General features: G+C 59.9%; 19 protein-coding genes and 2 pseudogenes. 10 read left to right on the top strand and 11 right to left on the bottom strand.

Translation table 11 applies throughout. From position 1 onward, the window contains the following. Positions 1–241: 241 nt before the first annotated feature. Complete coding sequence (locus PSUM_RS05540; protein ID WP_020797131.1) at positions 242–514, top strand: DUF1652 domain-containing protein; 273 nt, start codon at positions 242–244, stop codon at positions 512–514. A gap of 99 nt (positions 515–613) precedes the next feature. Here PSUM_RS05540 and PSUM_RS05535 read toward each other — a convergent pair whose 3' ends face one another. Continuing rightward, a complete protein-coding gene (locus PSUM_RS05535; RefSeq protein WP_020797130.1) occupies positions 614–886 on the bottom strand; it encodes a DUF2790 domain-containing protein in 273 nt (90 codons plus the stop codon). Positions 887–1244: 358 nt separating this feature from the next. On the opposite strand from PSUM_RS05535, the gene PSUM_RS05530 reads away from it, so the two are divergent. Continuing rightward, complete coding sequence (locus PSUM_RS05530; RefSeq protein ID WP_020797129.1) at positions 1245–2546, top strand: OprD family porin; 1302 nt, start codon at positions 1245–1247, stop codon at positions 2544–2546. Between the two features lie 93 nt (positions 2547–2639). On the opposite strand, the gene PSUM_RS05525 is transcribed toward PSUM_RS05530, so the two are convergent. The 5 genes and pseudogenes from PSUM_RS05525 to PSUM_RS05510 all read right to left on the bottom strand — a co-directional run bounded on the left by PSUM_RS05525 (position 2640) and on the right by PSUM_RS05510 (position 5793). Next, positions 2640–3578: a carbohydrate kinase family protein gene (locus PSUM_RS05525; protein ID WP_083349160.1), complete on the bottom strand. Its 939-nt coding sequence runs from the start codon at positions 3576–3578 to the stop codon at positions 2640–2642. Positions 3579–3663: 85 nt separating this feature from the next. Beyond that, positions 3664–3933, bottom strand: a pseudogene (locus tag PSUM_RS05520) (xylulokinase); the annotation flags it as partial. Beyond that, positions 3929–4051: pseudogene (locus tag PSUM_RS30995) on the bottom strand (AraC family transcriptional regulator); the annotation flags it as partial. The pseudogenes PSUM_RS30995 and PSUM_RS05520, both read right to left, overlap by 5 nt. After that, entirely contained in the window at positions 4048–5355 is a 1308-nt protein-coding gene (locus PSUM_RS05515; RefSeq protein WP_083349159.1) for a glycosyltransferase, read from the bottom strand. The pseudogene PSUM_RS30995 and the gene PSUM_RS05515, both read right to left, overlap by 4 nt. Before the next feature lie 72 nt (positions 5356–5427). Next, entirely contained in the window at positions 5428–5793 is a 366-nt protein-coding gene (locus tag PSUM_RS05510) for a response regulator (protein ID WP_033043335.1), read from the bottom strand. Between the two features lie 263 nt (positions 5794–6056). Here PSUM_RS05510 and PSUM_RS05505 point away from each other — a divergent pair, with 263 nt between their 5' ends. The 5 genes from PSUM_RS05505 (at position 6057) to PSUM_RS05485 (ending at position 12599) form a co-directional block, all read left to right on the top strand. After that, complete coding sequence (locus tag PSUM_RS05505) at positions 6057–9545, top strand: response regulator (protein ID WP_083349158.1); 3489 nt, start codon at positions 6057–6059, stop codon at positions 9543–9545. Next, entirely contained in the window at positions 9546–10379 is an 834-nt protein-coding gene (locus PSUM_RS05500; protein ID WP_083349157.1) for a CheR family methyltransferase, read from the top strand. Next, on the top strand, positions 10376–10969 hold the full coding sequence (locus tag PSUM_RS05495) for a chemotaxis protein CheB (RefSeq protein ID WP_083349156.1): 594 nt from the start codon (positions 10376–10378) through the stop codon (positions 10967–10969). The genes PSUM_RS05500 and PSUM_RS05495 overlap by 4 nt, the downstream gene beginning before the upstream one ends. Then, positions 10963–12144 (top strand): hybrid sensor histidine kinase/response regulator, encoded by a 1182-nt coding sequence (locus PSUM_RS05490; protein ID WP_083349155.1) that lies wholly within the window; start codon positions 10963–10965, stop codon positions 12142–12144. Before PSUM_RS05495 ends, PSUM_RS05490 begins: the two co-directional genes overlap by 7 nt. A 77-nt stretch (positions 12145–12221) precedes the next feature. Further along, on the top strand, positions 12222–12599 hold the full coding sequence (locus PSUM_RS05485; protein WP_020797118.1) for a response regulator: 378 nt from the start codon (positions 12222–12224) through the stop codon (positions 12597–12599). A gap of 119 nt (positions 12600–12718) precedes the next feature. On the opposite strand, the gene PSUM_RS05480 is transcribed toward PSUM_RS05485, so the two are convergent. From PSUM_RS05480 to PSUM_RS05470, 3 genes are all read right to left on the bottom strand, one after another. Continuing rightward, positions 12719–14389 (bottom strand): ATP-binding protein, encoded by a 1671-nt coding sequence (locus PSUM_RS05480; protein ID WP_020797117.1) that lies wholly within the window; start codon positions 14387–14389, stop codon positions 12719–12721. Next, on the bottom strand, positions 14386–15888 hold the full coding sequence (locus PSUM_RS05475) for an ATPase domain-containing protein (RefSeq protein WP_083349154.1): 1503 nt from the start codon (positions 15886–15888) through the stop codon (positions 14386–14388). The genes PSUM_RS05480 and PSUM_RS05475 overlap by 4 nt, the downstream gene beginning before the upstream one ends. 225 nt (positions 15889–16113) lie before the next feature. Further along, complete coding sequence (locus PSUM_RS05470) at positions 16114–17169, bottom strand: tetratricopeptide repeat protein (RefSeq protein ID WP_083349153.1); 1056 nt, start codon at positions 17167–17169, stop codon at positions 16114–16116. 147 nt (positions 17170–17316) lie between these two features. Here PSUM_RS05470 and PSUM_RS05465 point away from each other — a divergent pair, with 147 nt between their 5' ends. The 3 genes from PSUM_RS05465 to PSUM_RS05455 are packed head-to-tail and all read left to right on the top strand — an operon-like array spanning position 17317 to position 20612. After that, a complete protein-coding gene (locus PSUM_RS05465) occupies positions 17317–19452 on the top strand; it encodes an FUSC family protein (protein ID WP_083349152.1) in 2136 nt (711 codons plus the stop codon). Continuing rightward, the gene (locus PSUM_RS05460; RefSeq protein ID WP_008061285.1) at positions 19442–19642 is read left to right on the top strand and encodes a DUF1656 domain-containing protein; all 201 of its coding nucleotides are present in this window, start codon (positions 19442–19444) and stop codon (positions 19640–19642) included. Before PSUM_RS05465 ends, PSUM_RS05460 begins: the two co-directional genes overlap by 11 nt. A gap of 4 nt (positions 19643–19646) precedes the next feature. Then, positions 19647–20612 (top strand): HlyD family secretion protein, encoded by a 966-nt coding sequence (locus PSUM_RS05455; RefSeq protein ID WP_083349151.1) that lies wholly within the window; start codon positions 19647–19649, stop codon positions 20610–20612. 218 nt (positions 20613–20830) lie between these two features. On the opposite strand, the gene PSUM_RS05450 is transcribed toward PSUM_RS05455, so the two are convergent. Continuing rightward, a complete protein-coding gene (locus tag PSUM_RS05450) occupies positions 20831–22291 on the bottom strand; it encodes an efflux transporter outer membrane subunit (RefSeq protein WP_083349150.1) in 1461 nt (486 codons plus the stop codon). Then, entirely contained in the window at positions 22291–25467 is a 3177-nt protein-coding gene (locus PSUM_RS05445; RefSeq protein WP_020797111.1) for an efflux RND transporter permease subunit, read from the bottom strand. Before PSUM_RS05445 ends, PSUM_RS05450 begins: the two co-directional genes overlap by 1 nt. Between the last annotated feature and the right edge of the window lie 4 nt (positions 25468–25471).

Below are 25471 nucleotides of genomic sequence, written 5' to 3'. Positions count from 1 at the left end.
GCCGGCAGCGGCCAATGCAAATCCCTTGCCTGAACATGCAATTTGCAGGGCCTTCATCAACCTTTTTTGCAATTTGCATGACCGTAATCACGAGTCCTTACAATAACCCCTTGAATTACCGATGAGCTGCACAGCGAGATTCAAGGCATGTTTTATGCTGTAGCTGTTCTCAAGCTGACCGGGATTCCATATGAGTCAGTGTCGATGATTAATTGGCAGTCTCACAACGGAGAAGGTCGCCATGTTTCTTTCTGCCTTGGAACTTCGCAACATCATTGAAAGCAGTTTTCTACCGAGACGCTGTCAATGCACGCTGTCGCCGGACATGTCCATGACTGTAAAAGTGTATGCCGATGGGGAGACCGATCAGCTCGATCTGGTAAAAACCGGAATCGATGCCCATCAACTCAATGGCTGTCGGGAAATCAACGAGCTGATAGCTGTCCTGCGTACCGATCTTCAAAAGCATTACACAGAACCCGGGCATAATCAGGGGCTGCGTAAAGCGTTTTAAGCCGGCATTTCATGCTCTACCGATTCGCGCCGGGGCGGGAAAACCCCAGATCCGGCGCGTCTGTTTTTAACTGCGAGCAACTATTTTGGTCCTTTCCCTTCAGTTTTGATAACTGCAGGCGTCAGACAGTTTTCGGTAGGCGATTTCTGCAGGTTGACCCGACTGTGAGTCGATGTATTTCATCGTCGCTGTGATCACTTCGCAATCCAGGGTGGTGGGTTCGTTCAGCGCAATCACTTTGCCCACGTGCAACGGCATGCCGTAGTGGTAGGAAGGCACGTTTTGTGTGGACGTGGTGTCGTTGGCCTGTGCAATGCCGGTCGATGAGGCACAGAAAAGGGCGATTGAAACGAGCAGGGCGCGCGAGTTCATGAGGCAATCTCCAGTGCAGTCGCAAGTTAGCTCGACGTGTCGTCGAACCTGCCGCACTGGGCGTCAGAGGGCTCTGAGGGCGTGCGGTCCAGTAGAGTGTTGGACTGCGCGATTAAGCATTGGTTAACTTCGCTGAACGCCACCTGTCGTACTGCCACTACCGTTCGGCGGCATTTTTCCATCAAACCGGATCACTATTGAGACTAAAGTCGTCTGCAGCATGAAAAAGCCTTCTGCCATCATTGCCGTTCACCCCCGCGTGTTCACTTCAGCCCGATCCTCTACTGGTCCGGGGCGAAGGCTATTTCTGGCTGATTGCGTCCTGGCGCAATCGCTGCATTGTTGGAGCTTTTTTTTAATGCGTCCCCCTTTTACGTTCATCCGCGCTCGCCAGTCATTCGGCTTCGGCGCCCTGGTCCTGTGCGCCGGTTTTACCGGGCCGGTTCAAGCGAGCGGTTTTATCGATGACACCACAGCGAAAATCGAATCACGTACGGTGTATTTCAACCGGGATTTTCGTGACGGGCATACCTCCAACAAACAGGGCGCGTCCAAGCGCGAAGAGTCAGCCCAGGGGTTCATTCTGAATCTGCAATCGGGGTACACCGAGGGCACGCTCGGGTTCGGTGTCGATGCATTGGGCATGGCGGGATTCAAGCTCGATTCCAGCCCAGACAGCAGCAACAGTGGCTTGCTGCCGTCCAGCGGCAGTAACCCGCGTGGTTCGGCGGATGAATACACCAAGCTGGGCCTGACCGCCAAGGTGCGCGTTTCGCAAACCGTGCTGAAGTACGGCGCGCTGCTGCCGGATGTGCCGCTGCTCAAGTACAACGACGGTCGCTTGCTGCCAACCATGTTCAACGGTGCGATGCTCACGTCCAGGGAAGTGCAGGATCTGAATTTCATGGCCGCGCGCCTGGACAAGTATACCGCCCGGGACTCCACCGACTCCCAGGACATCCGCCTGCACTGCAAGAACAAGCGTTATGCCTGCAACATCACGGCCAACCATTTCGACATGTACGGCTTCGATTACCGGATCAACGAGCGGCTGACAGCCCAGTATCACTACGCTGAACTGGAAGACATCTACCGTCAGCACTTCCTCGGCCTGCTGGCCAGTCAACCCCTGGGTGGCGGTGTGCTTAAGGCCGATCTGCGCTTGCTCAAGAGTGCCGACAGCGGTGCTGCCCGCGCCGGTTCCATTGACAACCGCGCGCTGAGCACGATGCTCGCTTATGCCAACGGCGGCCATACGTTCAGCGCGGGCTGGCAGCGCATGAATGGCGACAACTCGATGCCGTACCTCGATGGTAGCAATCCGTATCTGGTCAACTACGTGCAGGTCAACGACTTCGCCGCAGCGCAGGAACGTTCGTGGCAGCTGCGATACGATTACGACTTCAAGGCCATCGGCATCAACGGCCTGACCTTCCTGACCCGCTATGTGAACGGTGACCACATCAAGGTGCCCGGCAGCGATCAGGAAGGCAAAGAGTGGGAGCGTGACAGCGAGCTCAAGTATGTGGTGCAGGGCGGGACGTTCAAGGATGTCAGCCTGCGATTGCGCAATGCGACCTACCGCACCAACTACGAGCAATATGCCCGGGATGTGGATGAGACGCGGCTGATCGTCAGCTACAACTTTTCGATCCTGTAGGAGCTGCCGCAGGCTGCGATCTTTTGATCTTGCTTTTAAAAATCAAAAGATCGCAGCCTCGTTGCACTCGACAGCTCCTACAGGGGAGGTGCGTCAGGTCAACTGATGCCGATACGGCAAATCCGGCCCGGTCCTGCTGCACGTCAGCGCCGCCGCCTGCACCGCAAACCTCGCCATCTCATCGATCTGCTGGCGACTCAATTGGCGAACGCCTTCGACCGAATCCAGCCCCTGCTCGGTCAGCCAGGTAATCAACGCCGCCTGGAAGGTATCGCCAGCGCCCACGGTGTCGGCGATGGTCACCGTGCAGGCCGGCACCGACCACGAACCATGGCTTCGACTGAATACGCTCGCACCTTCGCCGCCACGGGTCAGGAATACCAGTTGACAGCGGTGTTGCAGCCAGCCCTCTATAACCTGCGCCGGGTCCTGCCCGGGGTACAGCAAACCCAGGTCCTCATCGCTGACCTTGATCAGGTCGGCATGCTCGACGAGGGTCGCAATCCGCGAACGCCACAGCTCGATGTTTGGCTGCGGATTAAGCCGCACGTTCGGATCAAGGCTGATCAAGCGCTTGCCGCTTTCCCGGCGCACCAGCTCCAGCAGCGTGTCGGCAATCGGTTGCACCACCAGGGAAAACGAGCCGATGTGCAGGCCGCGCACTTGCGACCCCAACGCCGGCAGATGCTCGGGTTTGAGTTGTCGATCCGCGCAGCCTTCGCCGCGAAAGCTGTAGTGGGGCGAGCCATTGGCCCCGAGCGCCACCATCGCCAGGGTGGTCGGTGCAGCAAAATCCACCAGGTAGTCCGTGCGTACGCCTTCCTCCTCCAGCACCTGGAGCAAGCGCCGGCCAAGGTAGTCGGTGGACAACCCGGCGAACAACGCAGCCTCCACGCCCAGGCGGCGCAAACCCACCGCGACATTGAACGGCGAGCCACCGGCGATGGCCTTGAAATTCACTTTTGAAGCCAGGCCGCTGGCGTCGTTTTCACTGAAGAAATCGAACAGCGCTTCGCCACACACCAGATACATAGTTGTTCGCTCTTTATAGGGTTGCGACATATTGTCGATAGCGTTCATAGGCCAGCTGCGAGGCCGCCACGTTTTGCGCGATCGGCATGCACACGCCTTCGGCGCCGATGGGGGCCTGGGCAACAAGCGCGTTGAAACGCTCGATATCCAGATCGAACAGTGCTCGAATCGACTCCGTGGCGTTGGTCAGGTTCATGGTGCAAATCAATGGCAACCAACCGCCGGCCGGCAACGCGGCCTGCAGACGCCCGCTGGGGTCGATGTCGCGCAGCAGCTGCAAATCCCATTGGCGAGTACGCAGGTTGAAGTAACCCGTGCCCGAGGCATCGCCATACTCAGTGCAACGACGACCGGTGGAAATGCCCGCGCACCAAAGGGCAGGGGAAGCCGTGCTGGCGATAGATGATGGACAACCCGTTATGGTCGTCCATCAATTCGTAGGAAGGGTCGGTGACACGGGGCGTTCGGCTCATGTCGGAGCGTCTTCTTTATGGCGGTTCTTGGCTTCAATCCATTGCGCCATGTATTGCGTGCTCTTGTGTTGATGATGACGCAGCATGCTGCCGGTGAAGTTGTCTCTCCTGATCGAAGCCAGGTGTTGGCGGCAGTGCTCGAGCCGTGCAATCAGCGCCGGCCCATGAATGCGTGGCTGATAACGGCTCGCCAGCAATTCCAGGCCCTGGGCCTGGGCCTTGAGCCATTGCGTCTTGTCCTGGTAGAGCTGCACGGCACTATCGGCAAAGGACCTGGCAGTGCGGGTGATCGCCCCCGGCCATGGCTCAGCTGCGTGCATGCCCTCCGCGCCGATGGGCGTGGTGACATTCGGTGTGCCACAGAGCATTGCGTCGACAATCTTGCCTTTGATCCCCGCGCCAAAGCGCAACGGTGCCATGCACACCCGTGCCGCCGACATCACCTGCAAGGCGTCCTCAGCCCAGTTCATCACATGAAAGCCCTGCGCCGCGTTATGCAGCGCGGTCGCCTTGGGCGGTGTGTAGGCGCCGTAGATGTGCAGTTGAGCGGCGGGTAATTGCTGGCGAATCATCGGCCAGATAGTGGTCTTGAGCCAGAGCACCGCATCCCAGTTGGGGGCATGGCGAAAATTGCCGATGTGAATAAAGTGCGCCCGGTCCTCGAACGGCACCGGCGCATGGGTGGGCAGGTCCACCATCAGCGGGCACCCATGCAACAGGCTGCGCGGCAGCTTGAAGTGTTCGACCAGCAACTCGATCTCGACTTCGGAAATCATCAGGCTCAAGTCGCAACGATAAATCGCTGCGATCTCCCGCTGGGCCAGATCGGTCTCGGCCATGAGCTCAAATTCTTCACGCAATGCCGGCGCGAAGAGCTCGCTGAAATCATTGCCGTCTTCGCTTGCCTTCAAGCGGTTCTTGAGTCGTTGCTGGCGCGCATCGCGAAGGCTTTGCAGGTCGGAGGTCTCGAGAACCCGCAGTGCTTCGGGGCAGTGTTTCTCGACGCGCCAGCCAAACTGTTCCTCCATCATGAAACGATCGAACAAGACGATGTCCGGGGCCAGTTCGCTGATGAAGGTGTCGAAACTGCTGTTGTTCAGCTCGATCGGTATTTCACGGATACCCAGCGCCGTCAGGTCGGCCCGATGTTCGCCGCTGCCGGCCGGGCTGCTGAATGTGACGTGCCAGCCTTGCTGCAGGAAGCTTTCGAGGATTTGCATCATATGCCCGCCAGCCGCCGAAGAGCGGGGCTCGGGCCAGACGTAACCAATAACCAGGACTTTGGTTGCGTGGGGCTGACTCATGAACCGGAATTCCTTGAAACGAGCATGGCGCTGGAGAGGTAACGGAGGCCGGCGATAAAGCGGCGGCCGAAGTCAGGCATTATCGAGGATACCCTTGACCTTGTCCCGCAACTGATCGATGGAAAACGGTTTACCAATGAGATGCATGCCTTCGGGTACATCGATGTTCTCGGCATAACCGCTGGCGAACAGGATGGGCAGTCCAGGGCGCAGCAACCGGGCCTGGCTGGCCAGCTCCTGGCCGTCCATGACGGGTAAGCCCACGTCAGTCATCATCAGGTTGATGTGCTGGTTCTCATTCTTGAGAATCGCCAGCGCCTGCTCGCTGCTATCGGCCTCAAGGACCTTGTACTCCAGCTCCTCCAGCACGTCGACGATCAACATGCGCACGATGGCATCGTCTTCGACGACCAGGAGGGTGGGGGTGTTGGCGGTCATGATGGGGTTCTCGGAAAGGGTGGATGGCTTTTTCGGCCGATCAGAATCGCCGGCTCTCTTGCATGAGTAAGTGAGGGGTCCCGACAAGTTCCCGATAGGCTATAAAAAGAAGGGGCGGCCCGCATTAGGGCAAAGGATAACCGCTGCGTTGGCGCAACAGCAGTTGAAAGTGCATTTTGCGGCCAATACTGCGAGAAAATTCGATCAGTGCGTCAGTTTTGGGGCAAACTCCTTGGTTTTCACCCGTTCAACAAGGCTTAACTATGACCACTGAGTCTTCGGTTGATCAGCAGCGATTCCGCAAGCTCCTTAGCCGCAACATCAGTCTACCGCTGGGCGTCGGCGCCATCAGTGCGGTTTTTTTCGTGTCGTTGATCACTTATCTGCTGTCGACGATCCAGTGGGTCGAGCACACCGATCGGGTGATCAATAACGCCAATGAGGCGGTCAAGCTAACGGTCGACCTGGAAACCGGCATGCGCGGCTACCTGCTCACCAGCGACGATAAATTCCTTGAACCCTACGAAACGGCCAAGCCACGCATCGAGGTGGTGCTCAGCACCTTGCTCGAACTGACCGCGGACAATCCGGTCCAGACCGACCGCTTGCACAGGCTGGAGTCGTTGCAGCAGGAGTGGGCCGGTTACGCGCAATCGATGATCGATCTGCAGCGAAGCAACGGTGACTATCGTGGCGCGGTCAAGGCCGGCAAAGGCAAGCGCCTGACCGATGAAATCCGCAAGCAGTACGAAGACGTGATCGACATGGAGCAGCAGTTGCGCGCCACGCGTAACGAGGAAGTGCGCCGTACCACGATCTGGAGCATCACCCTTTATCTCTTGTTCATTGCCGGTATCAGCGGGTTGCTGGCCTACATCGGCCGTCGCGATCTGCTCAATCTGTCGCAAAGCTACGCAGCGACCCTGGCGGCGCAACAGGCCAGCGCCCAGCGGCTGGAGCAACAGGCCTGGCTGCGCAATGGCCAGACCCAACTGGCCGAACAAGTGCTGGGGCAACTGTCGCTCAATCTGTTGGGGCGCAACATCCTGCAGTTCTGCGCGCAGTACCTGGGCAGTGCCGTGGCGGCCATTTATGTGCGCGAAGAACACGGCGGCCTGCGCCGCGTGGCGTCCTATGGGTTTTCCCGCGAGCAGGAGGCGCGTGAGCAGCAAATCTACAGTGACGAAGGCATTGTCGGCCAGGTGGCGCAACAGGCCCACCTGATTCGCCTGGACGATGTGCCCAGCGACTACTTCAAGGTCAGTTCCGGGCTCGGCGAAGGTTTGCCGCGCAGCGTACTGGTGGTCCCGACCAGCGACGACGAGCGGGTCAACGGCGTCATTGAGCTGGGCTTCCTGCGCCCGTTGACCGACCGTGACATCGATTTGCTGGAGCTCATTGCCGGTAACATCGGCACCTCCATCGAGGCGGCGCGTTATCGCCAGCGTTTGCAGGAAGTGCTGGCTGAAACCCAGCAACTCAACGAAGAGTTGCAGGTTCAGCAGGAAGAGCTCAAGACCGCCAATGAAGAGCTGGAAGAGCAGTCGCGGATTCTCAAGGAATCCCAGGCGCATCTGGAAACCCAGCAGGTCGAGCTCGAACAGACCAACGAACAACTTGCCGAACAGGCGCAGGTGTTGGCCGAGCAACGTGACGCCATGGACCTCAAGAATACCGAGCTCAACCAGGCCCAGGCCCAGCTCGAAGAGCGCGCCGAAGAACTGCAGCGTTCGAGCAAATACAAGTCCGAATTCCTCGCCAACATGTCCCACGAGTTGCGCACGCCGTTGAACAGCTCGCTGATCCTGGCCAAGCTGTTGGCGGAAAACCCTCAGGAAAACCTGAGTGCCGAGCAGGTCAAGTTCGCCGAGTCGATCTATTCGGCGGGCAACGACTTGCTCAACCTGATCAACGATATTCTCGATATTTCCAAGGTCGAAGCCGGCAAACTGGAGATACGCCCGGAAAACACCAGCGTTGCGCGCTTGGTGGACGGCTTGCGCGGGATGTTCCAGCCGCTGGCTGCGCACAAGCAACTGGATTTCCAGGTCGAGTTGCAGGACGGTGCGCCAACCATGATGTACACCGACCGCCAGCGCGTGGAGCAGATCATCAAGAATCTGCTCTCCAATGCCGTCAAGTTCACCGAGAAAGGTCGGGTATCCCTGACCGTGAGCGCGGCGTCGAACCAAGGCATTGCCTTTGTCGTCAGCGATTCGGGGATCGGTATTGCCGCCGATCAACAGGAAAGCATTTTCGAGGCCTTTCGCCAGGCCGATGGCACTACCAATCGTCGTTATGGCGGGACCGGCCTGGGCCTGTCGATTTCCCGTGACCTGGCCGCGCTGCTCGGCGGCTCGATCAATGTCTCCAGCACGCCGGGGCAGGGTAGCCAGTTCAGCCTGATCCTGCCGCAGCAATACGTGGAACCTGGCGACGAGCCCGTTGAGCGGATGCCTGCCATGCCAACCCACGCTCCAACCCCGGTTGCGCCCATTGCGGTTGCGCCGGCGGTGGTCCAGGAGATCGCGCGGTTCGCCGATGACCGCCTCAAGGCACCCTTCACCGTGCGTTGTATCCTGGTGGTGGAGGACGAGCCGAATTTTGCGCACATCCTTTATGACCTCGCCCATGAACTGGGTTACCAGTGCCTGGTGGCCCATGGCGCCGACGAGGGCTACGACCTGGCCAGGCAATACATTCCGGACGCCATCCTGCTGGACATGCGCCTGCCGGATCATTCCGGGCTGACGGTGCTGCAACGCCTGAAGGAACACGCAGAGACCCGGCATATTCCCGTGCATGTGATTTCGGTCGAAGACCGGGTCGAAGCGGCGATGCACATGGGAGCCATCGGTTATGCGGTCAAGCCGACCACCCGCGAAGAGCTCAAGGACGTGTTCGCGCGCCTGGAGGCCAAGCTGACCCAGAAGGTCAAGCGTGTGTTGCTGGTCGAGGACGACGACTTGCAGCGCGATAGCATTTCCCGGCTGATCGGCGACGATGACATCGAAATCACCGCCGTCGGCCTGGCGCAGGATGCCCTGGCACTGCTGCGGAACACCGTGTTCGATTGCATGATCATCGACCTCAAGCTGCCGGACATGCTCGGCAACGACCTGCTCAAGCGCATGTCCAGCGAGAACATCTGCTCGTTCCCGCCGGTGATTGTCTATACCGGGCGCAACCTGACCCGGGACGAAGAGGCTGAGCTGCGCCGGTATTCGCGCTCGATCATCATCAAGGGCGCGCGCTCTCCCGAGCGCCTGCTGGACGAAGTGACACTTTTTCTGCACAAAGTCGAATCACGGTTGTCCCACGACCGGCAGAAGATGCTCAAGACCGCCCGCAGCCGTGACAAGGTGTTCGAGGGGCGCAAGGTGTTGCTGGTGGACGACGATGTGCGCAACATTTTCGCCCTCACCAGTGCGTTGGAGCAAAAGGGCGCCGTCGTGGTCATCGGCCGCAACGGGCGTGAAGCGATTGAGCGATTGAATGAATTCGAAGACATCGACCTGGTGCTCATGGACGTGATGATGCCGGAAATGGATGGTTTCGCCGCCACCACCTTGATTCGCAAGGAGGCGCGCTGGCGCAAACTGCCGATCATCGCGGTGACGGCCAAGGCCATGAAAGACGATCAGGAGCGCTGCCTGCAGGCCGGCGCCAACGATTACCTGGCCAAGCCCATCGACCTCGATCGCCTGTTCTCGCTGATTCGTGTGTGGTTACCGAAGATGGAACGCATTTAAGTGCAGAGCAATCATTCAGGGGAGCGCAGCAGCGAAATCGAATTGCGCTTGTTGATCGAGGCGATCTACCTCAAGTACAGCTACGATTTTCGCGATTACTCCGGCGCCTCGATCAAGCGCCGGGTGACGCACGCCTTGAGCCAGTTCGAGTGCAATACCATTTCGGCATTGCAGGAAAAGGTCCTGCACGACCCGACGGCGTTCATGCAGTTGCTGCAACTGCTGACGATTCCGGTCAGTGAAATGTTTCGCGACCCTTCGCACTTCCTGGCCATCCGCCGCGAAGTGGTGCCGTTGCTCAAGACCTACCCTTCGCTGAAGATCTGGATCGCCGGGTGCAGCACCGGTGAAGAAGTCTATTCGATGGCCATCCTGTTGCGCGAAGAGGGCCTGCTCGAGCGCACGATCATCTATGCCACTGACATCAATCCGCGTTCGCTGGACAAAGCCAAGCAAGGGATTTTCTCCATGGAGAATGTCCGCGCCTACACTTCCAACTACCAGCAGGCCGGCGGCAAGTGCTCCTTCGCCGACTATTACACGGCGGCGTATGGGTTCGCGATTTTCGACAAGTCGCTGTGCGAAAACGTGACCTTCGCCGATCATAGCCTGGCGACGGACAGCGTATTTTCAGAAACTCAGTTAATTTCATGTCGTAATGTATTGATTTACTTCAATAAAAGATTACAGGATCGCGCTTTCGGCTTGTTTCATGAGTCACTTTGCCACCGCGGTTTCCTCGCTCTGGGCAGCAAGGAAACGCCAGATTTTTCAGCCTTCGGCAACCAGTTCGAGCCGTTGGTCAAACAAGAACGGATCTATCGCAAATCATGAACAGCGCAACGGGCTTACCTTCAATAGAAGCGATTGTGATCGGTGCGTCGGCTGGCGGAGTTGAGGCGCTGCTCAGTATCCTGGGTCCGCTGCGACAAGGTTTCGCATTGCCGATCATCGTGGTCCTGCACCTGCCGGGCGAGCGCCGTAGTCACCTGGTGGACGTCTTCGCCAGGCGTGTCTCGCTGCCGGTCCTGGAGGCCACGGACAAGACCCCGGTTGAAGCCGGTACCCTGTATTTCGCCACGCCCGGGTATCACTTGTCGGTGGAGCGGGACCGCAGCTTTTCCCTGAGCCTGGAAGACCGGGTGCATTATTCGCGGCCGGCCATCGACTTCCTGTTCGAATCGGCTGCCGATGCCTACGGCGCGAAGCTGGCCGCGGTATTGCTGACCGGCGCCAACCAGGATGGCGCCAAGGGTATGTCCCAGGTCAAGCAGCATGGCGGGCTGACCATCGTCCAGGACCCGGGCGAGGCCCAGGTCGCGACCATGCCCCAAGCGGCGCTGAATATCCTGCAGCCCGATCACATACTCCCCATACGCGGCATCGGCCGTTTGCTTGTCGAGCTGGAACGAATCGCATGCTAAGTAATATCCAGGCCAAACTGCTGATCGTCGACGATCTGCCAGAAAACCTATTGGCACTTGAAGCGCTGATCAAGCGTGAAGATCGCATCGTCTACAAGGCTTTGTCGGCCGACGAAGCCTTGTCGCTGTTGCTGCAACACGAATTCGCCATGGCCATCCTCGACGTGCAGATGCCCGGCATGAATGGCTTCGAGCTGGCCGAGTTGATGCGTGGCACGGAAAAGACCAGGAACATCCCGATCGTGTTCGTCAGTGCCGCCGGTCGCGAGCTGAACTACGCGTTCAAGGGCTACGAAAGCGGCGCCGTCGATTTCCTGCACAAGCCCCTGGATATCCAGGCGGTCAAGAGCAAGGTCAATGTCTTCGTCGACCTCTACCGCCAGAGCAAGGCCATGAAACAACAGGTCGAAGCGCTGGAACAGAGCCGTCGGGAGCAGGAAGCGTTGCTCATGCAGTTGCGCAGTACCCAGCTTGAGCTGGAGCAGGCGGTGCGCATGCGCGATGACTTCATGTCCATCGTTGCCCATGAAGTGCGCACGCCGCTCAATGGACTGATTCTAGAAACCCAGTTGCGCAAGATGCACCTGGCCCGGGACAACGCTGCTGCCTTCACCCTCGACAAGATGCACGCTATGGTCGATCGCGATGAACGGCAGATCAAAAGCCTGATCCGGCTGATCGAAGACATGCTCGATGTGTCGCGTATTCGTACCGGCAAGTTGTCGATCCGCCCGACACACTTTGATCTGGCGGCGCTGGTTCGCGGTTTGTTGCACAATTTTGCCCCGCAGATCGAGGCCGCGGAAACGTCGGTCAGCCTGGACGCCGAGCAATCGGTGATGGGCGATTGGGATGAGTTTCGCATTGAACAGGTGATTTCCAACCTGCTGACCAACGCCCTGCGTTATGGCACCAAGAGCCCGATCAACCTGAAGGTGTACAGTGAGAACGGTGAAGCACGGGTGGAAGTCCGTGATTTTGGAATCGGCATCAGCGAGGAGAACCAGCAACGGATTTTCCAGCAATTCGAGCGCGTCTCGGCCAACCATGTCGCCACCGGGCTGGGCTTGGGGTTGTTTATTTCCGAACAGATAGTTGCCGCCCATGGCGGTACCATTACCGTCGAAAGCCGGATTGGCGAAGGCGCCCTGTTTCGCGTTTGTCTGCCGCTGTAGGAAAACCGCGCGATAAACGCAACCTCTGATCGACCTCGGGGTCGTATCAGCAGCTATTGACCGAACAAAGGCTTCCCATGAGTGAAGATGCACAAGATGTAGTCCTCGTCGTCGAGGACGATCCCTCAATCCTGATGGTGCTGTCGGCCTATCTGTCGGGAGAGGGCTACCGGGTGCTGCAAGCCGAAAACGGCGAGCAGGCCTTCGAGATCCTCGCCAGCAAGCCACACTTGGACATGATGATCACCGATTTTCGCCTGCCCGGCGGGATTTCTGGCGTGCAGATCGCCGAGCCCGCGGTGAAGCTACGGCCTGAGCTCAAGGTGATTTTCATCAGCGGCTACGCCCAGGAAATTCGCGAGACTGATAGCCCGATTACTCGCAAGGCACCGATTCTTGAGAAACCATTCGATCTGGACACGTTGCAGGAACTGATGCAGGACATGCTGTCCTGATCGGGTAGGAGCTGCCGCAGGCTGCGATCTTTTGATCTTGCTTTTAAAGATCAAAAGATCGCAGCCTGCGGCAGCTCCGACAGGGGATGGTTGTGTTCGACGCTTGCGCATCGGCGCGTTCAGACACGAATCATCTCCTGCACCTTCGCCGTCAACAGATCGAAGGTAAAAGGCTTGGTGATCATCTGCATGCCCGGATCGAGGAACCCGCCGCGCACCGCCGCATGTTCGGCATAGCCGGTAATGAACAAGACCCTCAGGTCCGGCCGCAGTTGCCGGCCGATTTCCGCCAGTTGACGACCATTCATGCCGGGCAGTCCGACGTCGCTGATCAGCAGGTCGATGCGTTGGGCCGAGTCGAGGATCGGCATCGCACTGTCGGCATCGCTGGCCTCGACAAAGGCATACCCCAGATCTCCCAGCACGTTGCTGACCAGCAGTCGCACCGCCGGATCGTCCTCGACGATCAAAACGGTCTCGCCATTTTTCGCGTAGGGGGCGTGTTCGATGTTGACCGGGTTGTCCTGGGGCAGGTCACCCCCAAAACGCGGTAGATACAAGTTCACCGTGGTGCCTGCGCCGACTTCACTCTGAATGGCGACATGCCCACCCGATTGCTTGCTGAAACCATAGATCATCGACAAACCCAGGCCGGTGCCCTGGCCGATGGGCTTGGTGGTGAAGAACGGGTCGAAGGCCCGGTTGATGGTGCTTTGCGGCATACCGCAGCCATTGTCGGTGACGCTCAGTACCACATAGTCGCCTGGCGCGAGATTACCGTAGGGCTTGGTGAAATCGGCATCCAGGTGGCGGTTCGAGGTCTGCACCAGCAGTTTTCCACCATCGGGCATGGCGTCGCGGGCATTGATGACCAGGTTGAGCAGGGCGCTTTCCAGTTGATTGGGGTCGGCTTCGGCGACCCATAGCTGATCGCTCAGTTGCATGTCCAAGTGAATGCTTTCATTGATGCTGCGTTGCAACAGTTCGCCCATGGAGACCACCAGGTTATTCATCTCCACGGGCTTGGAGTCGAGCGACTGGCGACGGGAAAACGCCAGCAGACGATGAGTCAGGCTCGCCGCACGATTGGCCGACGTCACGCCAAGGTCGATCAGGCTGTCCAGATCCTCTGTGCGCCCCCGGGCCAGTCGCCGGCGCAATAACTCCAAACTGCCGATGATGCCGGTCAGCATGTTGTTGAAGTCATGGGCAATGCCACCGGTGAGTTGGCCGACCGCCTCCATTTTTTGCGACTGGCGCAGTGCTTCTTCATTGTGGCGCAGTTGTGCGGTGCGCTCTTCAACCTGTTGTTCCAGGGTCTCGAGGGTGTTTTGCAGGCGCAGTTCGCTCATGCTCAAGTCCACCAGCCGATCCCTGGCTTCATACTGTCGCCTTCGGCCGCGCAAGGCGGCGGCGACCAGGCTGATCAATGTTTCGGGGTGGAAGGGTCGTTCGAGGAACGTGACATTGCCCAGGAGGGGGCCAAAGCGTGACGCCGGATTATGTTCCGGGCCACCATGGTGAGTCAGCAATACGATCGGCAAATCAGACCACGCCGGTTGCTGCTCGATCAGGCTCAACAGGGGTTCGAGATCGCTGCGCAGCAAGGCTTCGGAAGACATGAGCAACAAGCCGGCCCCTTGCTCCACTTCGAGGCAAAGCCCTGGCAGATCAGTACTGACGACTCCGCCGAAGCCCGCTTCATTGAGCAGCATCAAGGCGATCTGACTGTCCCGCCCCAAGGGGGCAAGAATGATCGCACGCTCGGACGTCGCTTCATTGACCGTCACGGGACTTCATCCCCGAGCAGGGGATTGCTGGCACCCAAATAGGTCGGAACTCCGCGCAAAACGCCCTGGAAGGTCTCCAGCGGTTCCCCGATGGTCATGCCGTTGGCGCTGATTTTGTATTCGCGGATGGTCGATTCATGACTGCCTGTGCGTTTCTTGATGATGGAAATGGCTCGCCGCACCTTGCCCAGGGCTTCGAAGTAGCGCAGCAGAATGACCGTATCGGCCAGGTACGTGATGTCTACCGGGGCCTGCATGTCACCAACCAGGCCATGCTGGGCGACTGTCATGAACGTCGCCGCGCCTTTGCGGTTGAGGTACAGCAGTAATTCGTGCATGTGCAGCACCAGGGCGTTCTCTTCCGGCATCGCCGCTTGATAGCCGTTGATGCTGTCGATTACCACGGTCTTGATATCGCCTTCATCGACGCAACGACGAACCCGGTGGGAAAATTCGCCGGGGGAGAGTTCAGCGGCGTCCACTTGCTCGATCAGCAAGTTGCCGGTGGCTTGCAATGCACTCAAGTCGATGCCGATTTTCTTCATGCGAGCGAACAGCAAGCCAAGCTCTTCATCGAAGATGAACAGAGCCGCCTTTTCGCCCCGGGCCACGGCGGCGGCGGCGAAAATCATCGATATCAAGGATTTTCCGGTGCCGGCCGGGCCGAGAATCAGCGTGCTTGAGCCCGTCTCGACGCCACCACCGAGCAGCGCGTCCATTTCGCGGATGCCGCTGGTCAACTGCTGTCGCTGGTAGTCACCCCGGTGCTCCGCGGCCACCAGGCGTGGGAACACGTGCACGCCGTTACCCATGATGGTGAAATCATGATAACCGCCGCGGTATTTCTGGCCACGGTATTTCACCACGCGAACGCGCCGGCGCTCGGCGCCATAGTTGGGCGTCAGCTCCTCCAGCCGAACCACTCCGTGGGCCACGCTGTGCACGGTCTTGTCCAGGGATTCGGTGGTCAGGTCGTCGAGCAGCAGCACCGTGGCCTCGTAGCGCACGAAATAATGCTTGATAGCGAGGATTTGTCGACGGTATCGCAGCGAGCTTTGCGCCAGCAGGCGAATCTCGGAGAGGCTGTCGAGCACGACGCGGGTCGGCCTGACGCGTTCGACGACTTCAAAAATCTGTTTGGTGGCCTCACCCAATTCCAGGTCCGAAGAGTACAACAGCGATTGCTGGTGCTCGGCGGTCAGCAGGCTTTCGGGGGGTGTCAGTTCGAAGATATGGACGTTATCGTCCAGCTCCCAGCCATGGGAGCGCGCACCCTGGCGCAATTCGCGTTCGGTTTCGGACAGGGTGATGTACAACGAGCGTTCGCCGGCTTGGGCGCCGGCCAACAAGAAGTGCAAGGCGACCGTGGTCTTGCCGGTTCCGGGTTCGCCCTCAAGCAAGAACACGTGGCCCCTGGACAGTCCGCCATCGAGGATGTCATCGAGACCATGAATCCCTGTGGCGGCTTTAACGCTGATCAACTCGTTGGATGTAGACAAAAAATGCCCTCTCATGACTAGGGGAAGCGAGGCAGCAGACCGATGATGGCGAGCTGCCTGTTCACTTGACCTTAGGCCGCGAGGAGCGTTCAACTTTTTTGAGAGGCGTTGGGTGTGCACTCGCACCGTAGGAGCGAGGCTTGCCCGCGAAGAACGATAGCGCGGTACGACAGACACACCGCAGCGCCTGGTTCGCCCGCAAGGCTCCTACGCCGGTAATCTGTTTTATAGCCCCTGCTGCAGGGCCGGATCATCCGGGTTCATCTGTTCCAGCTGCGCCAGCAATATCTGCACGTTCTGCAATTGCCCGCTTTCTTTCCAGTAGTTGATCAGCAACACCCGTGCGCGGCGATCGTTCGGGTGGCGCTGGACGATTTCCTGCAGCTGTTTCTGCGCCGCTTCCAGCTCCTGCTCGCCATGCAGCGTGGTGGCCAGGTCGTAGCGGTAGTCCTTGTTGTTCGGCTCAAGCTCCACGGCCTTGGACAATCCGAGCAGGGCGAACTCGCTTTGGCCGTGATGCAGCAACCAGAGCCCCAGCGCATGTTGCAGATAGGCCGAGTCGGGCTGGGCCTTGAGTTGTTTGGCCAACAGTTGCCGGGCTGCGTCGCTCTGGCCCTGTTTGTCCAGTATCTCAATCTGCATCACCAGCGCCGGCAGATTGCCCGGGTCCAGACGCAAGGTGTGTTCGAGCGCCTGTTGTGCCTCTTTCAGTTGCGCGTTGTGCAAGTACAGGCGCGCCAGCTGATACTGATTGTCGGCACTTTCAGGGGCGTCTTTCAGAACCACCTGCCAGGCGTCGACAGCCTGCTCCAGAGCGCCGAAATACAGGCCAAGATCATCGGGTGACAGGCCCAGCAACGCATTGACGGCGGCCAGGCGCACGCTCTGTTCGCCGTCATCGAGCAAGGGCCCCAGCAGTAGGCTGCGCTGGCCGCTGGGCACCAGCCCGCTGATGCTTTTGATCGCCGCGATACGCACCTCGGGCGCCTCATGCTGCAAGTCTGCATCCGCCAGTTTCAGCGCCACGGAGCTGGGGTAGTTGGGCAGTTCGGCCAGCAGCCAGACGCGCCGCTTGGGTGATATGTCAGGGCGGGCCAGTTGCTGGTAGAGCACCCGCGCGGCCCCCGGCTGGCCGTTTCGGGCTGCCGTCAGTGCTTCGCTGTAGCCGCGCTTGATGGTTTCGGGTACTACCGGGGTGCTGCTGCGCAGGAACATCCAGGCAAGGCCGATGGCAAACAGGACACAGAGGCTGATGAGCAAATAGCGGCGGGACTGGGTCATGCAGAATCCGGAAGCTGACAGGCTTTGGCAAAGCTGTCAGCTTCGGTCAGGCGGCGCCTGGAGTCAAACCCTGACTGCGATACTCAAACCTGTCCAGACCTCGCGGCTATGACTACGCTTGCTGGAGTGGATTGGACAGGCATTCCCATGCAAGCGCTGCTGCAATACTTCAAGGCGATGCTCAACCCTGGGCGCGGGGTGCTGCTGTTCGCCTTGAGAACCATCGCTGCCGGGCTGTTGACTCTCTATCTGGCGTTCGTATTCGACCTCGAACAGCCCAAGTGGTCGATCATGGCCGTGGTCATCATCAGCCAGCCCCTGGCCGGCATGGTGCTGGCCCGCAGTTTCGGTCAGGTCATCGGAACCACCCTGGGAGCGGCAGTGGCCGTGGTAATCATGGCGCTATTCCCCCAGGCGCCGCTGCCTTTCATCATGACCTTGTCGCTGTGGCTGGCGTTGTGCACCGCCGGTGGCACCTTGTTGCGCTATACCAGTTCCCAGGCGTTTGTCCTCAGCGGCTACACGGCGGTGGTCGTGGGGCTGTTGGCGGTTCCCGATCAGGACGGGACCTTCCTGCTGGCCGTGACCCGCGTGACCGAGACGTTGCTGGCAGTGGCCTGCGTCTGCATCGTGAGCCTGCTGACCGCGCGCCCGGAAGCCGTGGCCAAGGAGTATTTCGACAGGATCGACCAGGTGATCAAGCTGCTGGCAACCCATGCCAGCGCCGTTATTCGTACCGAGGAAAGCGAGGAAGACTTCCACCGTCGGCAAATGCAGTTGCTGGGGCAGATCAGCGCGTTGGAGGGTGTGCGCCGGCACCTCTATTACGATGCGCCGCGCTTGCGCAGCGCCGACGACCTGGTGCAATTGCTTGGCAACCAACTGGTGCTGCTGACGGCAAGACTCACCGCCTTGCGCCACCAGCGCGAACTGTTGCTCGAACGCTGGGAAGGTGAGCTCCCCGGGGAAATACAGCAACTGCTCGCCGAAGAATTGGTCTTGCTCGACGAACTGGCCCGGCAGGGGCGCGCGATACCTGGTGAGCAGCGGCGCCAGTTTGCTGCGTTGCAACAGCGTTTCGATGCACTGGCGTACCGCTCGGAGCAATTGATCGAGCCCTTGAAGGCCACCTTGCGCTCGCTGTCCTGGTCCTTACGCTGGGAACAGGCGCGCATGCTGCAGCAGCTTGAAATGATTTTGGAGTTGAGCGATGTGATCCAGAGCGGGCGCAAGGCCAGTAGCGTTTTTCGTGGCCAGGCCAACCCTCTGCACCTGGACTTCACCCTGGCGACGATGAATGCCATCCGCGCTTATTGCGCACTGATGGTGGCCGGGCTGATCTGGATCGAAACGGGATGGGACGGCGCGCGGGGCGGGATGGTCGTGGTGGGGATTCTGTGTTCGCTGATGGCGACGTTTCCCCGGCCACTGCTGGCTGCCCAGAGCTATGCCCGGGGGCTGGCGATGGCATTGGTGCTGTCGGCGGTGCTGCAGTTCGCGCTGGTCCCGATGATCAGCAGTTTCGAGCTCCTGGCGCTGCTGCTGGCGCCCTTGCTGTACGCGGTCGCCGTGGGGTTGTCCAGCCCGGCCACGACGGGCACGGGGATTGGCCTGGGGTTGATGACGTGCCTGTTGTTGGGCCCGCAAAACACCGGCACAGGCCAAAACAGCGCCATCCAGTGGTTCGAGTTTGCGGGCGCTTATGTGTGCGCCGCGACACTGGCGTTGAGTGTCTATGCCCTGATCTTCCCCTTCAGGCCTGTGCTGCGGATTCGCCGCTTGTTTAAGGAGAACTGCGAGCAGGTCTACGCCTTGCTGAAAACCCCCGCCACCGATGAAAACCAGTTCGCCTTCGAGAGTCGTATGGTCGACCGCCTGACCATGATGCTGGGACTGTTGCCCGCCATCGAGGACAAGCCATCGCGTGACCTGTTCGATGTCAGCCTGGGTTGCATGGCGCTGGGCATCGCCTTGAACCAACTGCGGCAACAGGGGCAGAACAACGCATTGCTCAGCCCGGGGTTGCAACGTCGATTATTCGCCACGGTGCGCGAAACCGGGAGGCTGGTGGCCGGTCGGCCCGACATTGGAGTGGACCACGTGCTCGACAGCCTGCACGCCTTGGGCGATGACCTGGACGCGCTGCATTCCAGTGTTCATGAACACCTCTGGTCGGTGTTTCGCATGCGCGTGGCGTTGTTGATCGTGGTGTCGTTCCTGGAACGCCACCGTCGCCACTTCGAACCCGCCACCTTGCAGGGAGTACCCGAGCTTGCCCATTGATCTGGAAATAGGCGGCGTCTACCTGCCACCGATCGCCCAGGCGTTGCTGCTGGGGGTACCGGTTTTCCTGGTGCTGGACTGGATCCTGCGGCGTCTCGGGGTGTTGCAGTTCGTCTGGCATGAAGCCTTGTTCGAAGGCGCGTTGTACGTCTGCGTGTGCGCGACGTTGATCCTGGTGATGGGAGCCTGATGCCGTGAAGAAGATCCTTGCCCATCTCACCACGGTCTCGGTAGTGGTGCTGGCTTTCGTGCTCGGCTGGTTTGCCTGGGAGCACTACACCCGCGCACCCTGGACCCGCGACGCACGAGTGCGTGCCGATGTGGTGACCTTGTCCGCCGATGTCGCGGGACGCATCGTCAGCCTCAGCGTGCAGGATAACCAACATGTGCAGAAGGACCAGTTGCTGCTGGAAATAGATCCTTCACGCTACGCCCTGGCGGTCGAGCACGCCAAGCGTTCGGTGGAAGTGGCGAAGGCCTCGCTGGGGCAGTCCGAGGCAACCATCGTCGCCAGCCAGGCCCTGCTCAAGCAGCGCCAGAGCGAGGAGCGGCGCCGGCGGACCCTCAAGGAGCGCTCGGCGATTTCTGGCGAAGAGTGGGAAAAATCCAGCACCGATGTCTCGGTGGCCCAGGCCGATTTGCTGCGCAACCAGGCCAACCTGGGGTTTGCCCAGGCCAATGTGCAACTGGCGATCGCCGCACTGGCCGAGGCCGAACACGACCTGGAACGCACCCGTGTCGTATCGCCGATCAGCGGCTACGTCACCAACCTTTTGACCCGCCAGGGCGACTACGCCACCGCTGGCGGTCCGCTTGTGGCCCTGGTGGACAGCGATTCGTTTTACGTCAGCGGCTATTTCGAAGAAACCAAACTGCCGCGAATCGGAGAGGGTGATCGGGTCGACATCGAGCTGATGAGCGGCGAACGTTTCGGTGGCACTGTGCAAAGCATCGCCTTTGCCATTGCCGACCGGGAAAACCTGCCGGGCGGCCGCTTGCTGGCGAACATCAACCCCAGCTACACCTGGGTCAAGTTGGCGCAGCGGGTGCCGGTGCGGATCAAAATCGACGAAGACTATGCCCGTAGAGACAAATTGCGCGCCGGTACAACGGCTACCGTGACGGTTCGGGAGAACCACAACGCCCAAGATCACCGCTGACCCCTGTAGGAGCTGCCGAAGGCTGCGATCTTTTGATTTTGAAAAGCAAGATCAAAAGATCGCAGCCTTCGGCAGCTCCTACAGTGGGGTGTTGTCTGCTGGATGGGTAAAAAAAGCCCCGCGACCGAATGGGGCGCGGGGCAAAAAATTGGTTGGTTGCGGCCAACCAAAGGAGCTCTGTATTGCTCGGGGCGGCGTTCCGACGACAATGCGTTAAATCAGGTGCCCAACGGCGCCCTCGGGTTTTTCGCGAGCATGCTCGCTCCTACAACCGTCTCTGGTTGCCAGCCGCCACCGAGGGCCTTGTAGATCGCCACGATGCCGCGGTACAGGTCGACTTCGGCCTGGGCCTGGGTGTCTTCGGCCGCCAGGCGTTCACGCTGGGCATCGAGCAGCACGAGGAAGTCGGCGGTGCCCTCGCGGTAGCGGATTTCGGCGAGGTCGGCGGCTGAACGGCTCGATTCGCTCTGGCGAATCAGCGAAATCAGTCGCTGCTGGCGTTTGCCGTAGTCGCTAAAGGCGTTTTCCGACTCTTCCAGGGCCAGCAACACTTGCTGCTCGTAAGTCGCCAGGGCGCCTTCGGCATCGGCGTCGGCGCCGCGTATGCGGGCCTTTACACTGCCCAGGTCAAACGCCGCCCAGGTGATGCTCGGGCCCAGTGCCCAGGCGTTGGCCGCCGAGGAACCGATCTGCGAGCCACGTCCGGCGGTCCAGCCGAGGAAGCCGCTGAGGCTCACCCGTGGAAACAAGTCGGCTTTCGCCACGCCAATGCGCGCCGTGGCCGACGCCAGTTTGCGCTCGGCGCTGAGGATGTCCGGACGGCGTTGCAACAACTCGGCGGGATCACCGATCGGCAAGGCCTTGGCAATCGCTGGCAAGTCTTTCGGGCCCAGGTCCACGGTCAACTTGTCCGGGCGCTGGCCCAGCAGGGTGGCGATACGGTTTTTCTGTCGCACCTGCTCGGCCTGCAACTGCGGCACGCTGGCTTCGACCGAAGCCAGGCGCGCATCGGCACGTTCCACATCAAGCTGGTCGCCGACGCCGGCATCCCGCAGGCTGATGGTGATCTTGCGCGACTCCTGTTGGTTGTTCAGGTTGGCCAGGGCAATTTTTTCCCGCAGTTGTGCACCGCGCAGCTGACCATAGGCATCCACCAGTTCGGCGATCATGGTCACTTGCAGCTGGTACAAATCAGCCTCGAGTGCCTGTTGCTCGGCATCCGCCGACTCCAGGTTGCGCTGGATGCGGCCGAACAGGTCGATCTCCCAGGCCATGTCCAGCCCCAGGTCATAGCGTTCGCTGTTGACACGGTCGGTGGTCTCGCCAGGAATCTGCCCTTTGCCCAAGTCACTGCTGACCCGGCTGGTGATCGTCGGCATGGCGTCATTGCTGACGTCATCGCGGATCGCCCGGGCCGCTTTCCAGCGAGCGAAGGCGACACGCAGGTCACGGTTGCCCTTGAGGGACTCGCTCACCAACTGGTTGAGGGTCGGGTCTTCGAACTGCTGCCACCAGATGCCTTCGAACCGCGAACGGTCGAAGTTCTTCTGGCCGGCTGCGCCCTGCGTGGCCGTGGTGATGTTGGCCGGTTCAAGGGCTTGGGTTTTATAGTCCGGGCCGACGGCACAGGCGCTCAGCGCCAGTACCAGCAGGCTTGGCAGGAAAGCTTTCAAACTCATCAATGCGACTCCAGCTTCAGGGCACGGGCGGCTTTGCGCGCTTGACCACGCTCGACAAAGTTGCGAATCAATACGTAGAACACCGGCGTCAGCAGCAGGCCGAAGAAGGTCACCCCGAGCATCCCGGAGAACACCGCTACACCCATGGCGTGACGCATCTCGGCACCGGCACCGCTGGAGAACACCAGGGGTACCACACCCATGATGAATGCAAAGGAGGTCATCAGGATTGGCCGCAGACGCAGGCGGCACGCTTCCAGTACCGCCGCCAGCGGGTTCATGCCTTCGAGCTGTTTATCCTTGGCAAACTCGACGATCAGGATCGCGTTCTTACAGGCCAGTCCCACCAGTACGATCAAGCCGATCTGGGTGAAGATGTTGTTGTCGCCTCCCGAAGCAATCACACCGGTAATGGCTGACAGCAGGGTCATCGGGACGATCAGGATCACCGCCAGTGGCAGGCTCCAGCTTTCGTATTGGGCCGCCAGCACCAGGAACGCCAGCAGCACGCAGAGCGGGAACACGAACAGTGCGGTGTTGCCGGACAGGATCTGCTGGTAGGTCAAGTCAGTCCATTCGTAGGTCATGCCGTTGGGCAGTTCTTCCTTGAGCAGTTTCTCGATGGCTTTTTCCGCCTGGCCGGAGCTGTAGCCGGGGGCTGCGGCACCGTTGATTTCAGCGGTGATGAAGCCGTTGTAGTGCATCACACGATCGGGGCCCGAGGTGTCACTGACCTTGATGAAGGTCGCCAGCGGGATCATCTCGCCCCTGTTGTTGCGCACCTTGAGTTGGCCGATCTGGTCGGATTCGAGGCGGAACTGTTGTTCTGCCTGAACGTTGACCTGATAGGTGCGACCAAAGCGGTTGAAGTCGTTGGCATACAGCGAACCCAGGTAGATCTGCAGGGTGTCGAAGATGTCGCTGACGGCCACGCCGTGGGTCTTGGCTTTCTCCCGGTCGATGGCGGCATCGACCTGAGGCACGTTCACCGTGTAGCTGGTGAACAACCCGGCCAGTTCCGGAACGTTGTGGCTCTTGGCGATGATGTTCATGGTTTCCTTGTACAGCTCTTCGTAGCCCAGGTTGCCCCGGTCTTCGATCTGCAGGCGGAAACCGCCGATGGTGCCCAGGCCTTGTACCGGTGGCGGCGGGAAGATCGCCATGTAGGCTTCCTGGATCCCGGCGAACTGCCCGTTCAAGGCACCGGCAATCGCACCGGCGGACATGCTCGGGTCTTTGCGCTCGTCGAACGGCTTGAGGGTCACGAACACGATGCCGGCGTTCGGGCTGTTGGTGAAACCGTTGATCGACAGGCCAGGGAAGGCCACCGCGCTTTCCACGCCAGGCTGTTTCAGGGCCAGGTCGGACATGCGCTTGATCACGTCTTCGGTGCGGTCCAGGCTCGCCGCATCCGGCAATTGCGCGAACGCCACCAGGTACTGCTTGTCCTGGCCGGGTACGAAACCGGTCGGGGTACTGGAAAAACCGAAGAACGTCAGCACCATCAGGCCGGCGTACAGCAGCAGGGCGATGCCGCTTGAACGGATCACGCGGGCAACGGTGCCGACATAACCATGGCTGGCTTTTTCAAAGAAACGGTTGAACGGACGGAACAACCAGCCACCGAACAGCTTGTCCAGGACCTTGGAGAAACGGTCTTTCGGCGCGTCATGACCCTTGAGCAACACAGCGGCCAGGGCTGGCGACAGGGTCAGGGAGTTGAAGGCCGAGATCACCGTCGAAATCGCGATGGTCAGGGCGAACTGCTTGTAGAACTGGCCGGTCAAGCCCGAGATGAACGCTGCCGGAACAAACACCGCACACAGCACCAGCGCCGTGGCAATGATGGGGCCGGTCACTTCACGCATGGCGCGCTTGGTGGCTTCGACCGGGGTCAGCCCGAGCTCGATATTACGCTCGACGTTTTCCACCACCACGATCGCATCGTCCACCACGATACCAATCGCCAACACCAGGCCAAACAGCGACAACGCGTTCAACGAGAAGCCGAATAGATGCATCACGGCAAAGGTACCGATCAGCGAGACCGGCACCGCCACCAGCGGAATGATCGAGGCGCGCCAGGTCTGCAGGAACAGGATCACCACCAGCACCACGAGGATCAGCGCTTCGAACAGGGTGTGGACCACCGCCTCGATGGAGCCGCGCACGAAGATCGTCGGGTCATAGACGATGCTGAAATCCATGCCTTCCGGGAAGTTCTTCTTCAGCTCGGCCATTTTCGCCCGAACTTCGTTGGAGATCTCGATAGCATTGGAGCCCGGGCGCTGGAAGATCGGGATCGCCACCGCCGGCTGGTTGTTCAGCAGCGAACGCAGGGCGTATTGGCTGGAGCCCAGTTCAACCCGAGCGATGTCTTTGAGGCGAGTGATTTCACCATCGTCGCCGGAGCGAATGATGATGTTCTCGAACTCTTCCTCATTGACCAAGCGGCCCTGAGTGTTGACCGACAACTGGAAGCTTTGCGCATTCGGCGCAGGCGGCGCACCCAAGGCACCGGCAGCCACCTGGCGGTTCTGTTCACGGATGGCGGTTACCACGTCGGTGGCGGTCAGGTTGCGCGAAGCGGTCTTGTTCGGATCGAGCCACACGCGCAGCGAATAGTCGCCCATACCGAACAGCTGCACATCACCGACACCGCCCAGGCGCGCCAGCTCATCCTTGATATTGAGGATCGCGTAGTTGGACAGATACAGCATGTCGTAGCGTTTGTCCGGCGAGGTCAAGTGCACGACCATCGTCAGGTCGGGCGATGCCTTGTCCACGGTAATACCGATGCGCGTCACTTCCTCGGGAAGTTTCGGCTCGGTGCGGGTCACGCGGTTCTGCACCTGCACCTGGGCGTTGTCCAGGTCCGTGCCCAGGGCGAAGGTGATAGTCAGGGTGATCTTGCCGTCGGCAGTCGACTGCGAGGACATGTACAGCATGTTCTCGACGCCGGTGATCGCTTGCTCCAGGGGAGCGGCCACGGTTTCACCGATGACTTTGGGGTTTGCACCCGGGAAGTTGGCACGGACCACAACGGTCGGTGGCACCACTTCCGGGTATTCGCTGATCGGCAGCTGGAACAGCGAGATGGCACCGGCGATCAGGATTAGCAGCGACAGCACCGCGGCGAAGATCGGCCGTGAAATGAAAAATTGGGAAAAATTCATCGGA

Origin of the sequence: Pseudomonas umsongensis, from assembly GCF_002236105.1 — a bacterium.
Taxonomy (GTDB): domain Bacteria; phylum Pseudomonadota; class Gammaproteobacteria; order Pseudomonadales; family Pseudomonadaceae; genus Aquipseudomonas; species Aquipseudomonas umsongensis.
Note: the sequence above shows the minus strand (reverse complement) of the source record. Positions and strands in the feature narration are given on the sequence as shown.